The sequence below is a fragment of the Streptomyces sp. NPDC091209 genome (assembly GCF_044757755.1).
GTDB lineage: Bacteria > Actinomycetota > Actinomycetes > Streptomycetales > Streptomycetaceae > Streptomyces.
The window spans coordinates 489465-508340 of the sequence record NZ_JBIVVR010000005.1 but is presented as its reverse complement, the minus strand read 5'-3'; the positions used below and the strand labels follow the sequence as shown (position 1 = coordinate 508340).

At 69.4% G+C, this 18876-nt stretch carries 15 protein-coding genes; 11 read left to right on the top strand and 4 right to left on the bottom strand.

The window, feature by feature from the left end; all coding sequences use genetic code 11:
- Positions 1-229 precede the first annotated feature (229 nt).
- The 6 genes from ACIQRL_RS17795 to ACIQRL_RS17770 all read left to right on the top strand — a co-directional run bounded on the left by ACIQRL_RS17795 (position 230) and on the right by ACIQRL_RS17770 (position 5453).
- Entirely contained in the window at positions 230-1552 is a 1323-nt protein-coding gene (locus ACIQRL_RS17795; protein ID WP_401332225.1) for an extracellular solute-binding protein, read from the top strand.
- Positions 1549-2472 carry a carbohydrate ABC transporter permease gene (locus tag ACIQRL_RS17790; protein WP_401332224.1) on the top strand — a complete coding sequence of 308 codons (924 nt, stop codon included), beginning with the start codon at positions 1549-1551 and terminating at the stop codon, positions 2470-2472. Before ACIQRL_RS17795 ends, ACIQRL_RS17790 begins: the two co-directional genes overlap by 4 nt.
- Positions 2469-3374 carry a carbohydrate ABC transporter permease gene (locus tag ACIQRL_RS17785; RefSeq protein ID WP_401332222.1) on the top strand — a complete coding sequence of 302 codons (906 nt, stop codon included), beginning with the start codon at positions 2469-2471 and terminating at the stop codon, positions 3372-3374. Before ACIQRL_RS17790 ends, ACIQRL_RS17785 begins: the two co-directional genes overlap by 4 nt.
- A complete protein-coding gene (locus ACIQRL_RS17780) occupies positions 3371-4402 on the top strand; it encodes a LacI family DNA-binding transcriptional regulator (protein WP_401332220.1) in 1032 nt (343 codons plus the stop codon). The genes ACIQRL_RS17785 and ACIQRL_RS17780 overlap by 4 nt, the downstream gene beginning before the upstream one ends.
- A 196-nt stretch (positions 4403-4598) precedes the next feature.
- Positions 4599-4949: a VOC family protein gene (locus tag ACIQRL_RS17775; protein WP_401332218.1), complete on the top strand. Its 351-nt coding sequence runs from the start codon at positions 4599-4601 to the stop codon at positions 4947-4949.
- A gap of 105 nt (positions 4950-5054) precedes the next feature.
- A complete protein-coding gene (locus ACIQRL_RS17770) occupies positions 5055-5453 on the top strand; it encodes a MarR family winged helix-turn-helix transcriptional regulator (RefSeq protein WP_401332216.1) in 399 nt (132 codons plus the stop codon).
- 32 nt (positions 5454-5485) lie between these two features.
- Here ACIQRL_RS17770 and pqqB read toward each other — a convergent pair whose 3' ends face one another.
- The 3 genes from pqqB to ACIQRL_RS17755 all read right to left on the bottom strand — a co-directional run bounded on the left by pqqB (position 5486) and on the right by ACIQRL_RS17755 (position 10141).
- The gene (pqqB, locus tag ACIQRL_RS17765) at positions 5486-6379 is read right to left on the bottom strand and encodes a pyrroloquinoline quinone biosynthesis protein PqqB (RefSeq protein ID WP_401332214.1); all 894 of its coding nucleotides are present in this window, start codon (positions 6377-6379) and stop codon (positions 5486-5488) included.
- Between the two features lie 165 nt (positions 6380-6544).
- A complete protein-coding gene (locus ACIQRL_RS17760) occupies positions 6545-6961 on the bottom strand; it encodes an SseB family protein (protein ID WP_401332212.1) in 417 nt (138 codons plus the stop codon).
- 210 nt (positions 6962-7171) lie between these two features.
- Positions 7172-10141 (bottom strand): carbohydrate binding domain-containing protein, encoded by a 2970-nt coding sequence (locus ACIQRL_RS17755; RefSeq protein WP_401332210.1) that lies wholly within the window; start codon positions 10139-10141, stop codon positions 7172-7174.
- Between the two features lie 408 nt (positions 10142-10549).
- Here ACIQRL_RS17755 and ACIQRL_RS17750 point away from each other — a divergent pair, with 408 nt between their 5' ends.
- A complete protein-coding gene (locus tag ACIQRL_RS17750) occupies positions 10550-11569 on the top strand; it encodes a permease (protein WP_401332209.1) in 1020 nt (339 codons plus the stop codon).
- On the top strand, positions 11566-12474 hold the full coding sequence (locus ACIQRL_RS17745) for a TIGR03943 family putative permease subunit (RefSeq protein WP_401332208.1): 909 nt from the start codon (positions 11566-11568) through the stop codon (positions 12472-12474). Before ACIQRL_RS17750 ends, ACIQRL_RS17745 begins: the two co-directional genes overlap by 4 nt.
- 148 nt (positions 12475-12622) lie before the next feature.
- On the opposite strand, the gene ACIQRL_RS17740 is transcribed toward ACIQRL_RS17745, so the two are convergent.
- Positions 12623-13396 (bottom strand): TetR/AcrR family transcriptional regulator, encoded by a 774-nt coding sequence (locus ACIQRL_RS17740; protein WP_401332206.1) that lies wholly within the window; start codon positions 13394-13396, stop codon positions 12623-12625.
- A gap of 273 nt (positions 13397-13669) precedes the next feature.
- On the opposite strand from ACIQRL_RS17740, the gene ACIQRL_RS17735 reads away from it, so the two are divergent.
- The 3 genes from ACIQRL_RS17735 (at position 13670) to ACIQRL_RS17725 (ending at position 18874) form a co-directional block, all read left to right on the top strand.
- Positions 13670-15382 carry an MFS transporter gene (locus ACIQRL_RS17735; RefSeq protein WP_401332204.1) on the top strand — a complete coding sequence of 571 codons (1713 nt, stop codon included), beginning with the start codon at positions 13670-13672 and terminating at the stop codon, positions 15380-15382.
- Positions 15383-15706: 324 nt separating this feature from the next.
- A complete protein-coding gene (locus ACIQRL_RS17730) occupies positions 15707-16828 on the top strand; it encodes an aminotransferase class V-fold PLP-dependent enzyme (protein WP_401332202.1) in 1122 nt (373 codons plus the stop codon).
- Between the two features lie 534 nt (positions 16829-17362).
- On the top strand, positions 17363-18874 hold the full coding sequence (locus ACIQRL_RS17725; RefSeq protein ID WP_401332201.1) for a DUF4246 domain-containing protein: 1512 nt from the start codon (positions 17363-17365) through the stop codon (positions 18872-18874).
- Positions 18875-18876 lie beyond the last annotated feature (2 nt).

Sequence of the window (18876 nt, the reverse complement as noted above, 5' to 3'; positions counted from 1 at the left end):
AACCATTGACAAGTGTCCGGGATGTTTCTCTACTGTGAACGCTCACAGAAGCACCGCGAGTGTGCCGAAGGAGGCGCTCCGGTGTCGAGAGGCGACCGTGCGAAGGCCCGACGGGCCCATCACACGGTCGCTGGAACGGCATCGGCAGGCGCGCGCCCTGAGGCGAACCGCGCAAGAACAGGGCAGGCCTCCGCAGCAGGCGGAGGCCCAGGTCAGGGGAGAACGTTCCATGCCCATCACGAAGCACAACCGCCTCGTGGCCAGCACCATCGCCGTCGTCCTCGGCGCCACCTCGCTCGTCGCCTGCGGCTCGTCCGACGACGGCAAGAGCGAAACCCAGTCCGGACCCGCGACACTGACGTTCTGGACCTGGGCGCCGGGCATGGACAAGGTCGTCGACCTCTGGAACAAGGGGCCGGGGAAGAAGCAGCAGATCACCGTCGAGGTGAAGAAGCAGGCCTCGGGCGACACGCTCATCACCAAGATCCTCACCGCGCACAAGGCGAAGAAGGCACCGGACCTGGTCCAGGCCGAGTACCAGGCGCTGCCGACGCTGGTCAGCAACGACGCGCTCGCGGACATAGCCGCCGAGTCGAAGGAGGCCAAGACCAAGTTCGCCGACGGGGTCTGGCAGCAGACGACACTGGGGACGGACGCGGTCTACGCGATCCCGCAGGACATCGGCCCGATGATGTTCTACTACCGCGCCGACCTGTTCAAGAAGTACGGCCTGACGGTCCCGACGACCTGGGAGCAGTTCGCCCAGACCGCCCGCGCGCTGAAGAAGAAGGCGCCGGACAAGGCGCTGACCACCTTCTCCGCCAACGACTCCGGCCTCTTCGCCGGTCTGGCCCAGCAGGCGGGCGCCAAGTGGTGGACCTCCTCGGGCGACAAGTGGAAGGTCGGCATCGACGACCCGGCCACCCAGAAGGTCGCCGACTTCTGGGGCGGTCTGGTCAAGGAGGGCGCGATCGACAACCAGCCGATGTACCAGCCGGCCTGGAACAAGGCGCTGAACACCGGCAAGGAGATCGCCTGGGTCAGCGCGGTGTGGGCGCCCGGCACCCTGACCACCGCGGCCCCGCAGACCACGGGCAAGTGGGCGATGGCCCCGCTGCCGCAGTGGTCGGCGGGCGAGAACGTCACGGGCAGCTGGGGCGGTTCCTCGACGGCCGTCACCACGGACTCCCCGCACAAGGCGGCCGCCGCGAAGTTCGCCGCCTGGCTGAACACGGACCCGCAGGCGGTGGCCGCGCTGGCGAAGGAGAGCGGCATCTACCCGGCGTCCACGAGCGCACAGACCAGTGACGCGTTCGCGCAGCCGCCGGCCTTCTTCTCCAACCAGCCGGACTTCTACACCAAGGCATCGGAGATCGCCAAGACCACCGCGCCCTCCGCCTGGGGCCCGAACGTGAACGTCGCCTACACGACCTTCAACGACGCGTTCGGCGCCGCCGCCAAGAACAAGTCGGACTTCGGTGCCGCCCTGACGACCATGCAGGACGCCACGGTCGCCGACCTCAAGAAGCAGGGCTTCGGGGTCGCTCAGTGACCATCGCACGCCGGAAGCCGTACGGGGTCAAGGGGGCCCCGTACGGTTTCCTCCTCCCCGCGACGATCCTCTTCACCCTCTTCTTCGCCCTGCCCATCGGCTACGCGCTCTGGCTGAGCCTGCACAAGGTCCAGGTCAAGGGCCTCGGCCTGGGCGCCGGTGCCCGCAGCGAGGTCTGGGCGGGCCTCCGGAACTACACCGACGCGCTGACCGACAGCGAACTGGTCGCCGGCGCGCTGCGCGTGGCGGGCTACGGCCTGATCGTGGTGCCGGTGATGCTCGGCCTCGCGCTGGTGTTCGCGCTGATGCTCGACTCGGAGAGGGTGCGCCTCGCGCCGTTCACCCGGCTCGCGATCTTCCTTCCGTACGCCATTCCCGGCGTCGTGGCGGCCCTGCTGTGGGGCTTCCTGTACCTCCCGGACGTCAGCCCCTTCTACTTCGTACTCGCCAAGCTGGGCCTGCCGCAGCCGAACCTGCTGGACGGCGGTCCGCTGTTCCTCGCGCTGTCCAACATCGCGGTCTGGGGCGGCACCGGCTTCAACATGATCGTCATCTACACCTCGCTCCAGGCCATCCCGGCCGAGGTGCGCGAGGCGGCGAAGCTGGACGGCGCCACCCCGCTGCAGACCGCCCTGCGGATCAAGATCCCGATGGTGGCGCCCTCGCTGGTGCTCACCTTCTTCTTCTCGATCATCGCCACGCTTCAGGTGTTCAGCGAGCCGACCACCCTCAAGCCCCTCACCAACTCCGTCTCCACGACCTGGAGTCCGCTGATGAAGGTCTACCGGGACGCGTTCAACACCGGTGACATCTACGCGGCCGCCGCCGAGGCCGTGATCATCGCCGCGGCCACGCTGCTGCTGTCCTTCGGCTTCCTGCGCGCCGCGAACTCCCGTACCAAGCAGGAGGAAGCACGATGAGTTCTCTTGCCGTCCGCAAGGCCGCGCCGGCCGCGGGCACCACCCCCGGCACCGCCCAGGGCCCGCCCCTGCGCGGCCGGATCGCCCTGGTCCCGACCCTCACACTGCTGCTCGGCGCGCTCTACTGTCTGCTGCCGGTGGCCTGGGTGGTGATCGCAGCGACCAAGTCGGGCCGCGAGCTGTTCTCGACGTTCACCTTCCTGCCGGGCACCGGGTTCACCCAGAACATCAAGGACCTCAGCGCCTACCGCGACGGCATCTACTGGAAGTGGATGGGCAACTCCGCGCTCTACGCCGGACTCGGCGCGCTGCTGTCGACGGCCGTCTCGGCGCTCAGCGGCTACGCGCTGGCGATCTACCGCTTCCGGGGCCGGGAGACCATCTTCAATGTCCTACTGGCAGGCGTGCTGATGCCGCCGGTGATCCTCGCGATCCCGCAGTACCTGCTCCTCGCCAAGGCGGACCTGACGGATTCGTACGCGTCCGTGCTGCTGCCCCTCGTCCTCTCCCCATACGGGGTCTACCTCGCCCGGATCTACGCCGCCGCGGCCGTCCCCGGTGACGTGGTCGAGGCCGGTCGGATGGACGGGGCCGGCGAGTGGCGGATCTTCACCCGGGTCGCGCTGCCCATGATGGTGCCCGGTCTGGTGACGGTGTTCCTGTTCCAGTTCGTGGCCGTGTGGAACAACTTCCTGCTCCCCTACATCATGCTCAGCGACGACGAGAAGTTCCCGATCACGCTCGGCCTGTTCACCCTCCTCGAACAGGGCTCCAACACCCCGGCCCTGTACACCCTGGTGATCACCGGCGCCCTGCTCGCGATCGTCCCGCTGGTCGCGCTGTTCCTGGTCATCCAGCGCTTCTGGAGCCTCGACCTGCTGTCCGGAGCCGTAAAGTCATGACCATGAGCAACACGGGGGGTCGGCGCAGGCCGCCGACGATCCATGACGTCGCGCGCGAGGCCGGTGTCTCACGAGGCACCGTGTCACGCGTACTCAACGGCGGGCACTATGTGAGCCCCACGGCGGCGGAGGCGGTCAACGCCGCCATCCGCAGGACGGGCTATGTCGTGAACCGGCACGCGCGTTCGCTGATCACCGGACGGTCCGACTCGGTCGGCTTCCTGCTGACCGAACCCCAGGAGCGGTTCTTCGAGGACCCGAACTTCAACGTCCTGCTGCGCGGCTGCACCCAGGCGCTCGCCGCGCACGACGTTCCGCTCCTGCTGATGCTCGCCGGCACCCAGGACGAGCGGCGGCGCATCACGCGGTACATCACGGCCGGCCATGTCGACGGGGTGCTGCTGGTCTCCAGCCACTCCGGCGACCCGGTCGCCGAGGAACTGCGCGAGGCGGGGGTGCCGCTCGTCGCCTGCGGCAAGCCCATCGGCCTCGGTTCCAAGGTGAGTTACGTGGCCGCCGACGACCGGGACGGTGCCCGGGACATGGTCACGCACCTGCTCTCGCTCGGGCGGCGCCGGATCGGTATGGTGACCGGCCCGCTGGACACCCCCGGCGGTGTCGAGCGCCTCGCGGGCTACCGGGAGGTGCTGGCCGAGGCGGGCATCGAGGCCGACGACCGTCTCATCGCCTCCGGCGACTACAGCCGCGCCAGCGGTGAGGCGGGCGCCGAACAACTCCTCGACCGGGCCCCGGACATGGACGCCGTGTTCGTCGCCTCCGACCTGATGGCCCAGGGTGTGCTGGCCGCGCTGCGCAAGGCCGGCCGCCGGGTCCCGGAGGACGTCTCGGTCGGCGGCTTCGACGACTCCCCCGCCGCCACGGCCGCGACCCCGGCCCTCACCACCATCCGCCAGCCCTGGGACCGCATCAGTTCCGAGATGGTCCGGGTGCTCCTCGCCCAGATCGGCGGCGAGGACCCGGCGGCGGTGATCCTGCCGACGGAACTGGTGCGCCGCGAGTCCACCTGAGGACCGGACGGAAGCACACCGGGGCGGGCCCGCGGGGCCGCCCCGGGCCCGGCTCCGCTCGGCGGAGGTTCCGGCGCGCCGGTCAGGATTCGAGAAGCCATACGCGCCTCCCCCGGCTTAGCGTGAAGGGACCGTCGGAACGCCGGCGGCACGACAGCCGGCCGACACGGCCGCCACGCACCACGGAGGAGTCGGGATGACCACCGGAGTCAAGACGATCATCTACCCCGTCAAGGACATCGCGAAGGCAAAGGCGCTGTTCACCGCACTGCTGGGGGTGGAACCGTACGCGGACGAGCCGTACTACGTCGGTTTCAAGGACGCGGGTCAGGATGTCGGCCTCGACCCGAACGGCCACGCCAAGGGACTGGTCGGGCCGGTTCCGTTCTGGCACGTCGACGACATCAAGGTGTCGCTGGCGGCCCTGCTCGGCGCCGGCGCCGAGACGCTCCAGGAGATCCAGGACGTGGGCAACGGCAGGCTGATCGCGTCGGTGAAGGACGCGGAAGGCAACCAGATCGGGCTGATCCAGGACCCCACCCCCTGACAGGAACGGCGGGCCCGGCCTGGCGGACGCGGGCGAACGGCGACTGAATGCAGGCGCACTAGTTGCGCACTCAACTAGTGACCGGATCTCTGTTACCGTTCAGTTATGGCAACGAAGACGCCCGATGCCCGGCTGGAGGACCAGTGGCGGGACATCCTCTCGGTGCACGCGCGCACCATGTGCGAGATCGACCGCGTGTTGCATCCGCACGGCCTGGGAGCCAGTGACTTCGAGGTCCTGGACATCCTGGCCTCGGAGACCGCCACGCAGTCCGGTGAGCAGTGCCGGGTGCAGAACATCGCGGGCCGGGTGCATCTGAGCCAGAGCGCGCTGTCCCGGCTCATCGGCCGGCTGGAGAAGGAGGGCCTGGTGGAGCGCACCGTCTGCCAGGAGGACCGCCGCGGAGTGTGGGTCGCCCTCACCCGCAAGGGTCGCGACCTGCACGCCGAAGTGCTCCCCCTGCAGCGGTCCGTGCTCGCCCGCTTGCTGCGGCCGCAAGAATGACCTCGGCGGCGGTGTTCCTCGGCCACCCCGCTCTACAGCACTAACTCCGTTCCGTCCGGCAGGATTTCGGCACCGGCCCCGGTCACCGACGCGCAGGCGTCCGTGGCCGGGTCGAGCAGCGGGTTCGCGCCGTCGAGGTGGGTGTAGACCACGCGCGGTCCCGGATGCCGGGCCACCGCGGCCAGGCTGCCGTCCGCGCCGGAGACCGGAAGGTGCCCCGGAAGGCGCTGCTCGGCCGTCCGCCCGCGGTATGCCCGTACCGTCGTGTCCGTCGCCCCGGCCGCGTAGATGGTGCCGTCGAGCAGGACACAGGTGGCCTCGGTGAGCAGGTCGTCCAGCACGGGCGTCCATTCGCCCAGGCAGGGCGCGTAGACGAGGACACCCCCACTGGCCAGGTCCTCGATCCGGTACGCCGTCGTCCAGCGGTCGTCCGCGACGGCCCCGGCGAGGTGCCTGGGAGCCTTGGAACCGACCGGGTGGGCGCTGACGACCAGCCCTCCGGCCAGGACGAATCCGCCCTCCGTCAAGCTGTCCGCCCACTCCCACGGGGTCGGGCGGTCGAGCAGGGCGCGCAGCGGGGAGAGCGCGGCGAGGACCGGGGGCGCGGCGTAGACCTTCAGTCCCGGGCCGCGCAGCACGGTCAGTCCCATGACGTGATCGGTCTCGGCGTCCGTCAGCAGGACGCCACGTACGGGCGCACCCCGGGGCCCGGGTCCTGGAGCGAGCGCGGGGGTGGCGTTGAGCTGCGTACGGATGTCGGGTGAGGCGTTGAGCAGCCACCAGTCACGGGAGTTGCCGCTGACGGCGACGCAGTCCTGGGTGCGTGCGGGCAGTTTTCCGTCGCGGGCGGCCGAGCAGAGCGCGCAGGCGCAGTTCCACTGAGGGAAGCCGCCGTCGGCGGCGGTACCCAGCAGGACGACTCTCAAGGGAACCCCACTCCTCGGCGGCGGACTTTCCAGGGATCTTCCCCTTCCGGACGGGCCGGGCCACTCCACGGCGAGGAGCAATTCCGGCCGTCCTTCGCCCGCGCGCCGGCCCGACGGACCCGGGGAGGGGCCGTGGGCGGGGCCCGCGTCGCGCCGTCGCCGGCCCTACGGCCGGACCAGCAGGGTGCGTACGCCCTCGGAGGTGAGGGTCAGGCCGTGCGGTGAGGCCGCGTCGATCGTGAGGGCCAGATCGCCCTTCGGCCATTGGGAGGCGAGCGCGCCGAGCGGTACGAGCCGGTAGCGCGAGACGGAGGGAAGGAGCTCGGCCAGCTCCAGCTCTGAGGTGAACACCGGAACCACCTGTCCGCCGTCGGGCTGGTCCAGGACCGGCAGCGCGACGGCGTGCGGATCGGCGATGTCCGCGTCGGTGGCGTCGTCCGGCACGGGCACCAGTACGTCGCTGCCGGCGAGCGTGTCCAGCGCCGCGCTGTCGTCGGTGTTCGCGGCGAGGGTGTCCAGGGCCTCCTGGGCCGGTGTCGCCGCGGGTGCGGCGGGGTGGTGGTTGTTCAAGGGCGTGTCCATGGCGGGTCCCCGTGTAGTGGCGGGCGGGCGGCCACCCGGGCCGGTCCGGCTCCCGGGCGTATCGACGGTCGCGTACCCAACGCTGACGGCGCCATTCATCCTGGCTCCTGTCGGCCGCGGAAGCGGCGGTCACGGTGTCCCGCTCGGGCGTGGGGCGCCCGGCGCGATCACGGTGACCGCCGCTCCTGTGATCCGTCGGCCGGTCGCGGGTTACTTGAGGTAGGGCCCGTCGGTTCCGATCTTGCCGGGGCCGTTCAGCACGTACACCCGCAGGTTTCCCTTCCCGGGCGCGGCCACCGCCAGCGTGCCGCCGGAGACGGTCTTCACGTCACCGGTGACGGCGTCCGTGTAGGTGCCGTTCGGGATGCCGGTGAAGGTCGCGTCGCCGGTGACCGTCACGAGGGCGAAGCTGTCGGTCGAGCCACTGGTGTAGCGGCGCTTGAAGGCCATCGAGCCGGTGATGCCGTCCGTCGAGTACTGGCCCGACTGCAGGGCGGGGATCGCCCGGCGGATCTGGTTGAGCCGCTGGAGGTGCTTGACCAGCGGCTGAGCGAGGGTCGTCGCGACCTGGCCGCTCGCGGAGTCGGCCTTGCCGAAGTCGGTGGCCGTGACGCTGCCCGCGAGATGGTCCCCGTAGTACGCGCGTCCGGTGGTCGCCAGCGGGCAGGTCGGCCCGCAGTCGATCTGCTTGCCCGCCTGGAACTCGATCTCCGATCCGTAATAGAGGGTGGGGATGCCGCGGAAGGTCCACATCAGCGCCATGTTCTCGGCCCAGGCGTCGGTGCCGCCGCTGTAACGGGTGCTCGACTTGTTCGGGCCGTAGTCGTGGCTGTCGACGTAGACGACGTTGTACGTGGCGTCGTTGACGGAGTCGTCCGAGTCCTTGCCGTTGTTGTAGGCGTTCTGCGCGTCACCGAAGTTCATGTGCATGCGCATGTCGATGATGTTCATCCCGGAGAACTGGCTGCGGTCCGGGGTGTGGTAACTGTTCCCGCTCAGGAAGGCGTTGGTGGAGGTGGGCTGGTTGCCGGTGCCGAGCTGCTCCTCGTAGTTGTACTGCTCGATGGCCGCCGTCTCGTCGTCCGCGCTGTACTCCTTGCGTTCCTTCCAGGTGTAGAACTGCGCGGAGTGGTTCACCGAACCGCGGTTCCACTTGTCGTTGACGAAGGCGCCCACCTCGCCGAAGACGAAGAAGTTCTTCGCGGCGTCCGTGCCGAAGCGCTGGGTGACCCGGTCGTAGATGGCGGGCAGGAAACGGCGGTTCCAGGTGACGCGCGGGATGTGGACGGCGGTGTCGAGCCGGAATCCGTCGACGCCCATGTCGATGTACTTGTCGTACGCGCCGATCAAGTAGTTCTGGACGGTGGCGTTCTCGGTGTTGAAGTCGGCGAGGTCCTCGTGCAGCCAGCACGAACGGGAGTCCTCGCCCTCCCAGTTGCCGATCCAGCACTGGTGGTAGTACGCCTTCGGGAACATGCCCGAAGTGGGGCTGGGCCACTGGCAGTTGTACAGGGTGTACCCTTCGGCGCTCTTGCCGCCGGTGGGCTTGCCCCAGTTGAGGCAGGTGTTGCCGGAGGGCTCGGCGGTCGACCACAGGTCGCCGTTGTAGTACGACTTCCCCGACTTGGGCTCGACGGTCAGGCCGTCGTACTCGAAGCCGTCGTTCTTCTCGTCGTAGTACCAGCTCCACTCGGAGTCGCGCACGCCGTAGACGGTCGGGGTGAACAGGCCCTTCGCGCCCCAGCGGGAACTGTGGTTGTAGACCACGTCCTGGTAGATCTTCATGCCCTTGGCGTGGGCCGCGTTGATCAGGTCCTGATAGGAGGCGCCGGCCGACTCCAGGCGCGGATCGACCTTGTAGAAGTCGTAGCCGTGATAGCCGTGGTAGTCGTAGTCCGAGCGGTTGAGGACGACCGGGGTGATCCAGACGGCCGAGAATCCGAGCGCCTTGATGTAGTCGAGTTTGTCGACGAGGCCCTTGAAGTCGCCGCGGAACATGGGGTCGTTGTTGGCCGCGTTGCCCGACTTGACGTCCTGGCTGCCGCCACGGTTGTTGGAACTGTCGCCGTCGTAGAAGCGGGCGGTGAGGACGAAGTAGATCGGGTCCTTGCGCGGATCGGTTCCGAGCGGCGTCCCCGAGGCCGGCGCGGGAGCCTTCTCGCCGGTCGTGACGGGGGCCGCGGAGGAGGCGGGCGAGGTGTTCCCGGCCGCGTCGACGGCCTTCACCGTGTACGTGTAGGTGGTGTTCTCCTCAAGTCCCGTGTCGGAGTACACCGTCGAGCCGACGTCGGTGACGACGGTCCCCTTCGTCCCGCCCGTACGCGTGAGCTGATACTTCGTCACGGCGGTGTCGTCGGTCGACGGATTCCAGCTCACCACCACCGAGGTGTCGGTGGCGTTCGCCGTGACGCCGGTGGGCGTGGTCGGTGCCTGGGTGTCGGGCACCTGTGCGGCGCACGGGTCCGTGGCGCCGGCGGTGACGGTCCGGTCCTTCACGGTCGTGGTGCCGGACGGGATGGTGTAGTCGGCGCTGTTGTTGTTGTCCCAGACGCCGTTGCCGTTGTTGAAGGCCGCCTTGAGCGAGGTCGCCGTACCGATGTCGAGGGTCTTCTTCCACCAGCCCGTGCAGGCGGTCTCCATGCCGACGCCGGGGACCGTCGTCCAGGAACCGCCGGTGGGCGCGTAGTGGATGTTGGCCGTGGTCCAGCCGGACGTGGCGGTGGAGTAGTAGACCGTCGCCTGGTTGCCGCTTCCCGTTCCGGTGTCGGCGCACGGGTCGCTGTGGGCGATCACACCGTCCTTGACGGTGATCGTGCCGGTGCCCAGCGCGTAGTTGTTGCCGCCGTTGTTGTCCCAGGTGCCGCTTCCGTTGTTGAAGGTGGCCTGCAGCCCGGCGGCCGAGCCGAGGTCGACGGTCTCCTTCACCCAGTCGGTGCAGGCCGACTCCATCCGCACGCCCGGCACGGTGGTCCAGGAACCGCCGTCCGGGGCGTAGTGCAGATACGTGGTGGGCCAGTTCTTGGTCTTCGTGTAGTAGAAGACGGTCGCCGTGGCGGAGGTGGCGGAGGTCGTCTCCATGGGGACGGAGCCCGCGTCCGGCGGGGCCAGTCCGAACATTCCGGTCACCGCGACGAGCGCCACCAGCACTCGTAGCGGCGGTCGTTGGGGTCTGCGTCTCATGGGGCGTCTCCAATGCGGGTGCGGGGAGAGGGAGTTGCCTTGCAAGAAGGACCGGCAAGTTCCTGAAAGTTCTTGCGGCCCGGAAGCTACAGGTACATGACAGCGACGTAAAGAGATGTCACAACGACCGCGACGTGCGGTGAGAACAGACGAGTAGGGGTGACCGTCGCCCGCCGGGTCCCCCGGGGACCCACCTGCGCCGTCCGGACCTGCCCGGTGGAAGATGGATCAGCCGCTCACGACGGCCGAGGGGCGTGATCCGATGCCTCCGGTCCCCGCGAAGGTCAAGAATCGCCCGGGCGCAGGCAATGCCGCCGACGCCCGGTGAGAAGCTGTGGCCGAACCGGCGTATTCAAGGCGGAAGGGCATCCGCAGCCGCGCCCTTCCCCGACCGGAGGTACCTCACGCGTGACCATCACCAAGGAAGCCCCGCCGCCGGTCCACCGGCAGGACGAGGACGACCGCCGGGGCCGGCAGGGCTGGAACCTCAACTCCCCGCTCGCCCTGACCATGCTCCTGCTGCTGGTCATCGTCTCGCAGGGGCCGATCCGCGGGGCGCTGTCCGCACCGGTGATGCAGAGCTGGATGACCGTGTTCGTCGCGGTGGTGGTCCAGGCCCTGCCCTTCCTCGTCCTCGGCGTGCTGCTGTCGGCGGTCATCGCGGTGTTCGTCCCGCCGTCGTTCTTCGCCCGCGCGCTGCCGAAGCGGCCGGCGCTCGCGGTGCCGGTCGCCGGGATGGCCGGGGCGATCCTGCCCGGCTGCGAGTGCGCCTCCGTACCGGTCGCCGGGGCGCTGGTGCGGCGCGGCGTCACTCCTGCGGCGGCCCTGGCGTTCCTGCTGTCCGCCCCGGCGATCAACCCGATCGTGCTGACCGCCACCGCCGTGGCCTTCCCCCGGAACCCGGAGATGGTCCTGGCCCGCTTCGTGGCGAGTCTCCTCGTGGCCTGCGTGATGGGCTGGTTGTGGCAGCGCCTCGGCCGCACCGACTGGCTGCGCCCGCCGGCCCGCCCCGCGCACGAGGGCCTCGGCAAGGGGGCGGCGTTCTGGGGGTCGGTTCGGCACGACGTGATGCACGCGGGCGGCTTCCTCGTACTGGGCGCGATGGCCGCGGCCACCCTCAAGTCCGTCGTACCGGCGAGCTGGCTGCACGCCGCGGCCGGGAACCCGGTGGTGTCGATCCTGGCCCTCGCGATCCTGGCCGTACTGCTGTCGATCTGTTCCGAGGCCGACGCGTTCGTGGTCGCCTCCCTGACACAGTTCTCGCTCACCGCCAGGCTGGCGTTCCTGGTCGTCGGACCGATGATCGACCTGAAGCTCTTCGCCATGCAGGTCGGCACGTTCGGCCGCGGTTTCGCGGTGCGGTTCGCGCCCACCACCTTCGCCCTCGCGATCCTCATGTCCGTTCTCATCGGGGCGGTGCTGCTGTGAACCGGCAGGCACAGGCGGCCGTGCTCTTCCTCGTCGGCGCCGCGGTGCTGCACGCGAGCGTCACGGACCTCTATCTGCGGTATGTCAAGGCCGGGTTGCGACCTCTGCTGCTCGCGGCCGGTGTGGTGCTGATCGTCACGGCCCTCGCCACGGTCTGGTACGAGATACGCGAGCACCGGAAGGCCCCTGTCGAGGGCCCCGGCGCCGAGCGCGACGGCGGGCGGACGCCCGAGCGGGAGAGCCGTCACGAGCACGGACTCGCGGACTCGGACACCGGCGCGGGTACTCACGCACACGCGGACGGGCGCGAGCACGCGGCCCCGCGCGGCGACGAGCACGTGGACGGGCACGGACACGGGCATGAACAAGGGCCCGGGGACGGGCACGGGCACGGGCATCGTGAACCGCGTATCTCGTGGCTCCTCGTGCTCCCGCTGCTCGCGCTCATCCTGGTCGCCCCGCCCGCCCTCGGCTCCTACAGCGCGATGCGCGCGGGTACGGCGCTGCAGGCCCCCTTCGGCTACACCAAGCTGCCCGCGGGTGACCCCGTCACGCTCGGCCTGGTCGACTACGCGAGCCGGGCGGCGTACGACCACGGCCGCTCTCTCGGCGGGCGACAGGTCAAGATCACCGGCTTCGTCGCACTCGACCACTCCGGTACGCCCTACCTCGTCCGCATGGCCCTCAACTGCTGCGCCGCCGACGCCCAGCCGGTCAAGATCGGCCTGTCCGGGCGGGTCCCGCCCGTCCTGCAACCCGACACCTGGCTCGAGGTCACCGGCGACTACACCGGCAAGCGCACGAAGGACCCGGTCAACGGCGGCATCATCCCGTTCCTCGACGTGAGCGCCGCGCGGCCGGTCCCGACGCCGCACGATCCGTACGACGAGAGCTGGAACAACTAGGACCTGTCCGAGAGCGTCGGGGCAGTTCCACGGCGGTCTGCCCCGACGCGCCCGGGCCGGCCCTGATCAGCCGTTGTCCTGAGCCGTCGAGCCGACCGGTGCCGGCCAGGCGGCCCTCCTCGCTCAGGCCGCCGGGTCCGGAAGCCGCTCAGGCCGCCGGGTCCGGCAGATAGCTGGCAAGGCCGCGCAGGATGATCTCCAGACCGATGTCGAACCTCGCGTCCGAGGAGTCCGTCACCATCACCCCGGACAGGGCGCGCAGATGGGGGAAGTCGGCTTCGGGCAGGGACGCGAAGTAGTTCTGCATGTCGTCGGCCATCTCACGCCAGTCGGGGCGGGCCAGGGAGGACCTGTCACCGGTCTGCTGGGCGGCCCGGTCCTGCCACATGCCCTCCTCCAGGACGAAGCCGTCGATGTAGGTGGAGATGAGGTCACCGGCCTCCGCCGCGATGCGGTCGGGCAGTCCGGCGGTGCGGAAGACGGCGAGCAACGACTCGACGTGCGGCAGCAGTTCGGCGGTGAAGGGCACGTGGGCCATCGAGATCCTGGCCATGTCGCGATGGGACAGCAGGCGGTGCCGCCAGGAGCGGGCGTACTCGCGCACCTGCTCGCGCCACTGCTCGGCGTCGGGTTCGGGCATCGTGAAGCTGTCGAAGAGCCGGGTGTACATGAGTTCCAGGAGGTCGTCCTTGGAGCTGACGTAGGCATAGAGGGCGGAGACCGTGACGCCCAGTTCGGCCGCCACCTGGCGCATCGACAGCCCGTCGAGTCCTGAACGGTCCAGCACGGTGAACGCGGCCTCGACGATGCGTTCACGCGACAGCGGTTCACGCGTGGGTGTGGCGCGGGCGCGCACGGGGCGCTCGCGCTCCCAGGGGGACGGCGGAGGTGGTGCGGGGGTGCCGGCGGCCGCGTCGCTCATGAGGACAGTCTAGGCGTCGGGTGAGCAGTGTTCTCGCTCGGAGAGCGGCGTTCACTCGCGCGGAACGCGATATATCTTGTCCCGGCCACCGGTTGCGCTATATCTTAATGAACGCCGTTCTCTTGCAGAGCACTGTTCTGTTAAAGTGAACGGCGTTCACCGGCGTCTCGTCTCCTGCCTCTCCTCCGTGACGGCGAGCCGGGCAGTCACCTCCATCCGCCCACCGCGCCCGCGGGTCGTCACCCTGGCGCGGCCTCTTCACGAGGAGTTCCGATGTCCACCACCGGTGTCGCGTCCGCCGAGACGCCCATCGACTCACCAGCGCCCTACCGGTGGCGCTGGGCTGCGCTGTTCGTGATCCTCGCGGCCGAGGTGATGGACCTCCTCGACGCCGTCGTCACGAACATCGCCGGTCCCTCCATGCGGGCCGATCTCGGTGGCGGCGCCTCCACTCTGCAGTGGCTCGCCGCCGCCTACACCCTCTCGATGGCCGTCGGGCTCGTCACCGGAGGGCGGCTCGGGGACATTCACGGGCGCCGCACGATGTTCCTGGTCGGAGCCGCCGGCTTCACCCTGGGATCGCTGCTGTGCGCGGTGTCCGTCTCGCCCGGGATGCTGATCGGCGCGCGGGTCGTGCAGGGTCTGTTCGGCGCGGTGATGCTGCCGCAGGGCCTCGGCATGATCAAGGAGATGTTCCCGCCGAAGGAGTCGCAGAAGGCCTTCGGCATGTTCGGCCCGGTCATGGGTCTGTCCGCGGTGTGCGGGCCGATCCTGGCGGGCTGGCTCGTGGACGCCGACTACTTCGGCACCGGCTGGCGCATGATCTTCCTGATCAACCTGCCGCTGGGCGCCGCGGCGATCCTCGGCGCCGTGCGCTACCTGCCGAAGGGCCGGTCCGACAGCAAGCCGCGGCTCGACATCCTGGGCATGCTCCTGGTCGCACTGGCCGCGCTGCTCCTCATCTTCCCGCTGGTGCAGGGCCGTGAGTACGACTGGCCGGTGTGGACGTTCGTGATGATGGGCGCCTCGGTGGTCGTCTTCGCCGTCTTCGGCCGGTACGAGTCGAGCCGCGGCAAGTCCGGCCGGGACCCGCTGGTCGTCCCCAGCCTCTTCCGCAAGCGCGGCTTCAGCGGCGGCATGATCCTCGGGCTGGTCTTCTTCTCGGCCATGCAGGGCTTCATGCTGGTGTTCAACCTCTACACCCAGATCGGCCTCGGCTACGCGCCGCTCAAGGCGGGCCTGGTGATGGTGCCCTGGTCGGGCGGCATGATCGTCGGCTTCGGGATCGCCCAGGGTGTCGTCAAGTTCGGACGGGCCGTACTCCAAGCGGGCGCGCTCGTCATGGCGCTCGGCGTGTTCGGTGTGTGGCTGACCCTCGACATGGTGGGCGGTGGCGTCGGCCCCTGGCAGCTCCTGCCGTCGCTGCTCGTCACGGGCATCGGGATGGGCCTGCTCATGGCACCCTTCTTCGACATCGTGCTCGCCAGCGTCGAGCAGCACGAGACGGGTTCGGCCTCCGGCACGATGACCGCGGTGCAGCAGCTCGGCGGCGCCTTCGGCGTGGCCATCCTCGGCTCCGTGTTCTTCGGTCTGCTCGGCGGCGGGATCGCCACCGCCGTCGACCACCGCGCGGACGGCCTGCGGGGGCAGCTCACCGCGGCGCATGTCGCACCCGCGGCTCAGGACCGCATCGTGGCCGACCTGCGTACCTGCACCTCGGACCGCGCCGTCGCCAAGGATCCGGCCGCGACCCCGGCGTCCTGCGCCCGCCTGCAGAAGGACACCCGGTCCGCCGTGACCTCGCCCCAGGACGGCGCCCGGATACCCGCCGCGCTGCAGACCACCGCGCAGTCCGCCTTCCGGAGCGGTTTCGGCTCCGTCATGCAGACGGTGCTCTGGATCGTCGCCGGCATGCTCGCCCTGACCTTCCTGCTCGCGTTCCTCCTGCCGCGCCACGCGCGCCCCGAGGACGCCGCAGGGCACTGAGGCCCGGCGGCGCCAGTGCCGGCATCGGCATCGGCATCGGCATCGGCATCGGCGAACGTGGGCCGGCCGGGCATCCCTCCAGGGGTGCCCGGCCGGCCCGCTTCAGATGCGGGCCGGCCTCGCGGGCAGGCGTCCCGGACGGTACCCCGGGCGCGGTCCGCGCGGCACACACCGCGTACCGTGCGGGCGAGCGCACAGGGACGCGACGCGCGTACGACGGCGGAGGCGGAACTCCGGTCCGTCGAACACGCGGCACCGCCCGGCTCACCCGGCGCACGCGCCGTCACACCGCCCGACCCGCACCGTCCCGGAAGGACGAGCCCCGTGCTCACGTCGTACGCAGCCCACTTCGACACACCCGCCGGGTACCTCGACTTCGCACGGTTCGGTCCGCCGTCGCGGGACGTCGTGGCCGCCACCGCGCGTGCCATGGAGGAGTCCGCGCGCGCCGATCACACCACCGTGGACGGCCTGATGCGCGCGGAAGCGGTCGCCCGGGACACCGCCGCGCGCCTCGCTGGCACCGACCGCCGGCACGTCGTACTGCTCCCGAACACCTCCATCGGCCTGTTCCACGCCGCCTTCGGCATCAAGGAAGGTGTGGTCCTCACACCGCGGACCGAATTCCCGGCCAACCACTATCCGTGGCGCCGGAGCGCCGAACTGGGCCGGGCCACACCGCGCTGGCTCGATCCGGCGCCGGGCAGCGGGATCACCCCCGATCTGGTCCGTGCCGCGCTGACCGACGACGTCATGGCCGTGTCGCTCAGCGCCGTGGACTTCCGCACCGGCTTCCGCGCCGACCTGGCGGCGCTGCGCGAGGCGATCGGACCGGACCGGCTGCTGATCGTGGACGCCATCCAGGCGTTCGGTGTGGCCACGATGGCCTGGGACGCGGCCGACGTAGTGGTGGCGGGCGGCCAGAAATGGCTGCGCGCGGGCTGGGCCACCGGCTTCGCGGCGCTGTCCGATCGTGCCCTGGAGTCCCTGGAACCGGTCCTCACCGGCTGGACGGGGGTCGAGGAGGTCGGCGTCTTCGACGGAACGGAGCACCCGCCCGCCCCGGAGGCGCAACGATGGTCGATCACCAACCTCAGCCCGGTGACGGCCGCCGCGTTCGCGACCGCGCTGGACCTCGTCGAGCGGCACACGGTCGCGGCGATCGAGGCCGCCGTCGCCGAGCGGATCGCCGAACTCACCGAGGTCGTCAAGGAGAAGGGCGGCCACATCCTGTCCCCCGCCGACCCGGCCCGGCGCGCCGGCGTCCTCTCCTTCACGATGCCGGACCACGATCCCTCCGTCGTCGCGAAGGCGCTGCACGCCGAGGGCGTCACTGCGACGGCGCGCGCTGACTCCCTCCGCTTCTCCCCGCACGCCTCGACCCCGCCGGAGGCTTCCGAACGGGTGGCGGCGGCCCTGTCTGCCCTGTCGTCGCCGGGAAACTGAAACCACTTCAGCCCAGGGCTGCGGCGGGACAGTTCCACCGGGGCTCCTGGGTCGTCTTGGCCGACGCGAAGCGCATCCGAGTGCCCACGGCCTGGCCGGCCTCGTTGCCCGGAAGGCCAACCGCGAGGAACCCGCGGTGATCGTCAGAGAACTCTCTCTGCTGATCATCGCCGCAGGCCGGCGTCAACCGCAGCCCCCGTCACTCGAGTTGCCTCGATGTCCTGACCCCCACTGCCGATCCGCGTCGGTCCCGGACGGTCTCCGGAACCCCGAGACCACGGGGGCAGGCAAGAGATACGACCCACCTCTTTCAGAATCCATGGATGAACTCCTCGGCCCTATTCGGTCCCTGAAGGAATTTCATCCTCTGTGGAAGGGAGGGCAAACCGACTTGTGGGCGGCGGTGGGTCCGGGCGTCACGCACCACGTCGAGGCCCCGGCTCCCGGACCAGCGGCAACAGGGCCACGGCCACGGTGTCAGTCCGCTGAAGTATCCTTCCCGCCACCGCACACCGATGGGGAGGACCGAGAGAATTGACTGAACTACCTGCTTTCCCACTGCCCTTTCAAGCTTCCCGTTCCATATCGTTCGCGACACCGCGAACGCTGAGGGAACTTCAGATGATGCAGTGCAGCGCGCACATTCGGGCGAAGCCGGCGTGGTTCGACAAGAGGAACGATGCCGACATCGTGGCCAGGTGGACGCATGAGGCCGTCACCCAGGGCCTCACCGAAGCGCAAGTTTCGTACGTGCTTGCCGAACTCGCGCATTACGCCGCCCTGCGGGACGGCCGAACCGGCGTCGAGGTGTCCGCCGTCGACGGGGTATGGCAGTCGGACACACTGGTCGACGACAAGCTCAGGTCCCGGCTGCGCGAGGCGGTTCGGGTTCTGGAACAGGTCCCCGAAGCAGAACTTGACTGGCATCCCGGATCCGACGGCCAGGTCCTGGATCTGGTTCATCCCTCACTGTTCTGCCTGGTGAGAGGGGTGAGCGGCGGACCCGAACGGGCTTGGCAGAACCCGACGAACCGCTACTCGAAGTACGAGTTCTCGGAGAAGTTCCAGTGGCTGCCCACGGACGTCGACGTCCGTGACGACGGCGATGTCACCTTCCGTTCGTACGTCAACAACGTCCACCCCGAGACTCATCGCGAACTGGCCTCCGTCCTGCCGGACTTGTTCGCGTGCTTGCGCCCACTGCTGGAGAACGTTCTCACCGATCTGCACCATCCGCGGCCCTTGCGGATCGAAGCCGATCCTTACGGGTGGTACGAGTCGCGGGAGCCGGAGTATCCGGACAAATCCTCCTTCGATGATGGTGAGGCCTACGAAGAAGCCGTCCGTGCATGGGAAGAGGCCCACGACCGCTGGTGGGAGAGCCGCCGCCCGACCATCCCGGACGCCCCCGCCTTCACTCCTCCCGAGTTGCCTGAAGAATCCGCCCGAGTCGACCTGCGCGGTCGCCGTCTCCAGGTCATCGTCAAGCTCGCCACGATCCATCTCACCCCGGACAAGCCCGAGTACCCCGGCGGTTCCTGGCATGTCGAGGGGATGTTGAACGAGCGGATCGTCTCGACCGGCATCTACTACTGGGACAGCGAGAACATCACCGAGAGCCGGCTGAGCTTCCGGGCGGCACTCGACGACCCGAACTACGAACAGAACGACGACAACGGGCTGCGTGAGGTCTATGGCCTGGAGAACGAGGACGCGCTGAACCAGATGCTGGGATCGGCATCGACCCCAGCGGGCCGCTGTCTGGCGTTCCCGAACGTCCTGCAACACCGCGTCGGCTCATTCCGCCTCATGGACCACACCCGCCCGGGACATCGCAAAATTCTCGCCTTCTTCCTGGTCGACCCATCGGAAGAGATCACCTCCACGTCCGACGTGCCACCGCAACAACCATGGTCCGAGGCCTCGACCATGACGCTTGAACAGGCGAAGAGCTACCGCGAACAACTCATGCAGGAACGCAAGTTCTTCGTCGACGAACACAACGAGCAACTCTACGAACGAGAATTCTCGCTCTGCGAGCACTGAAT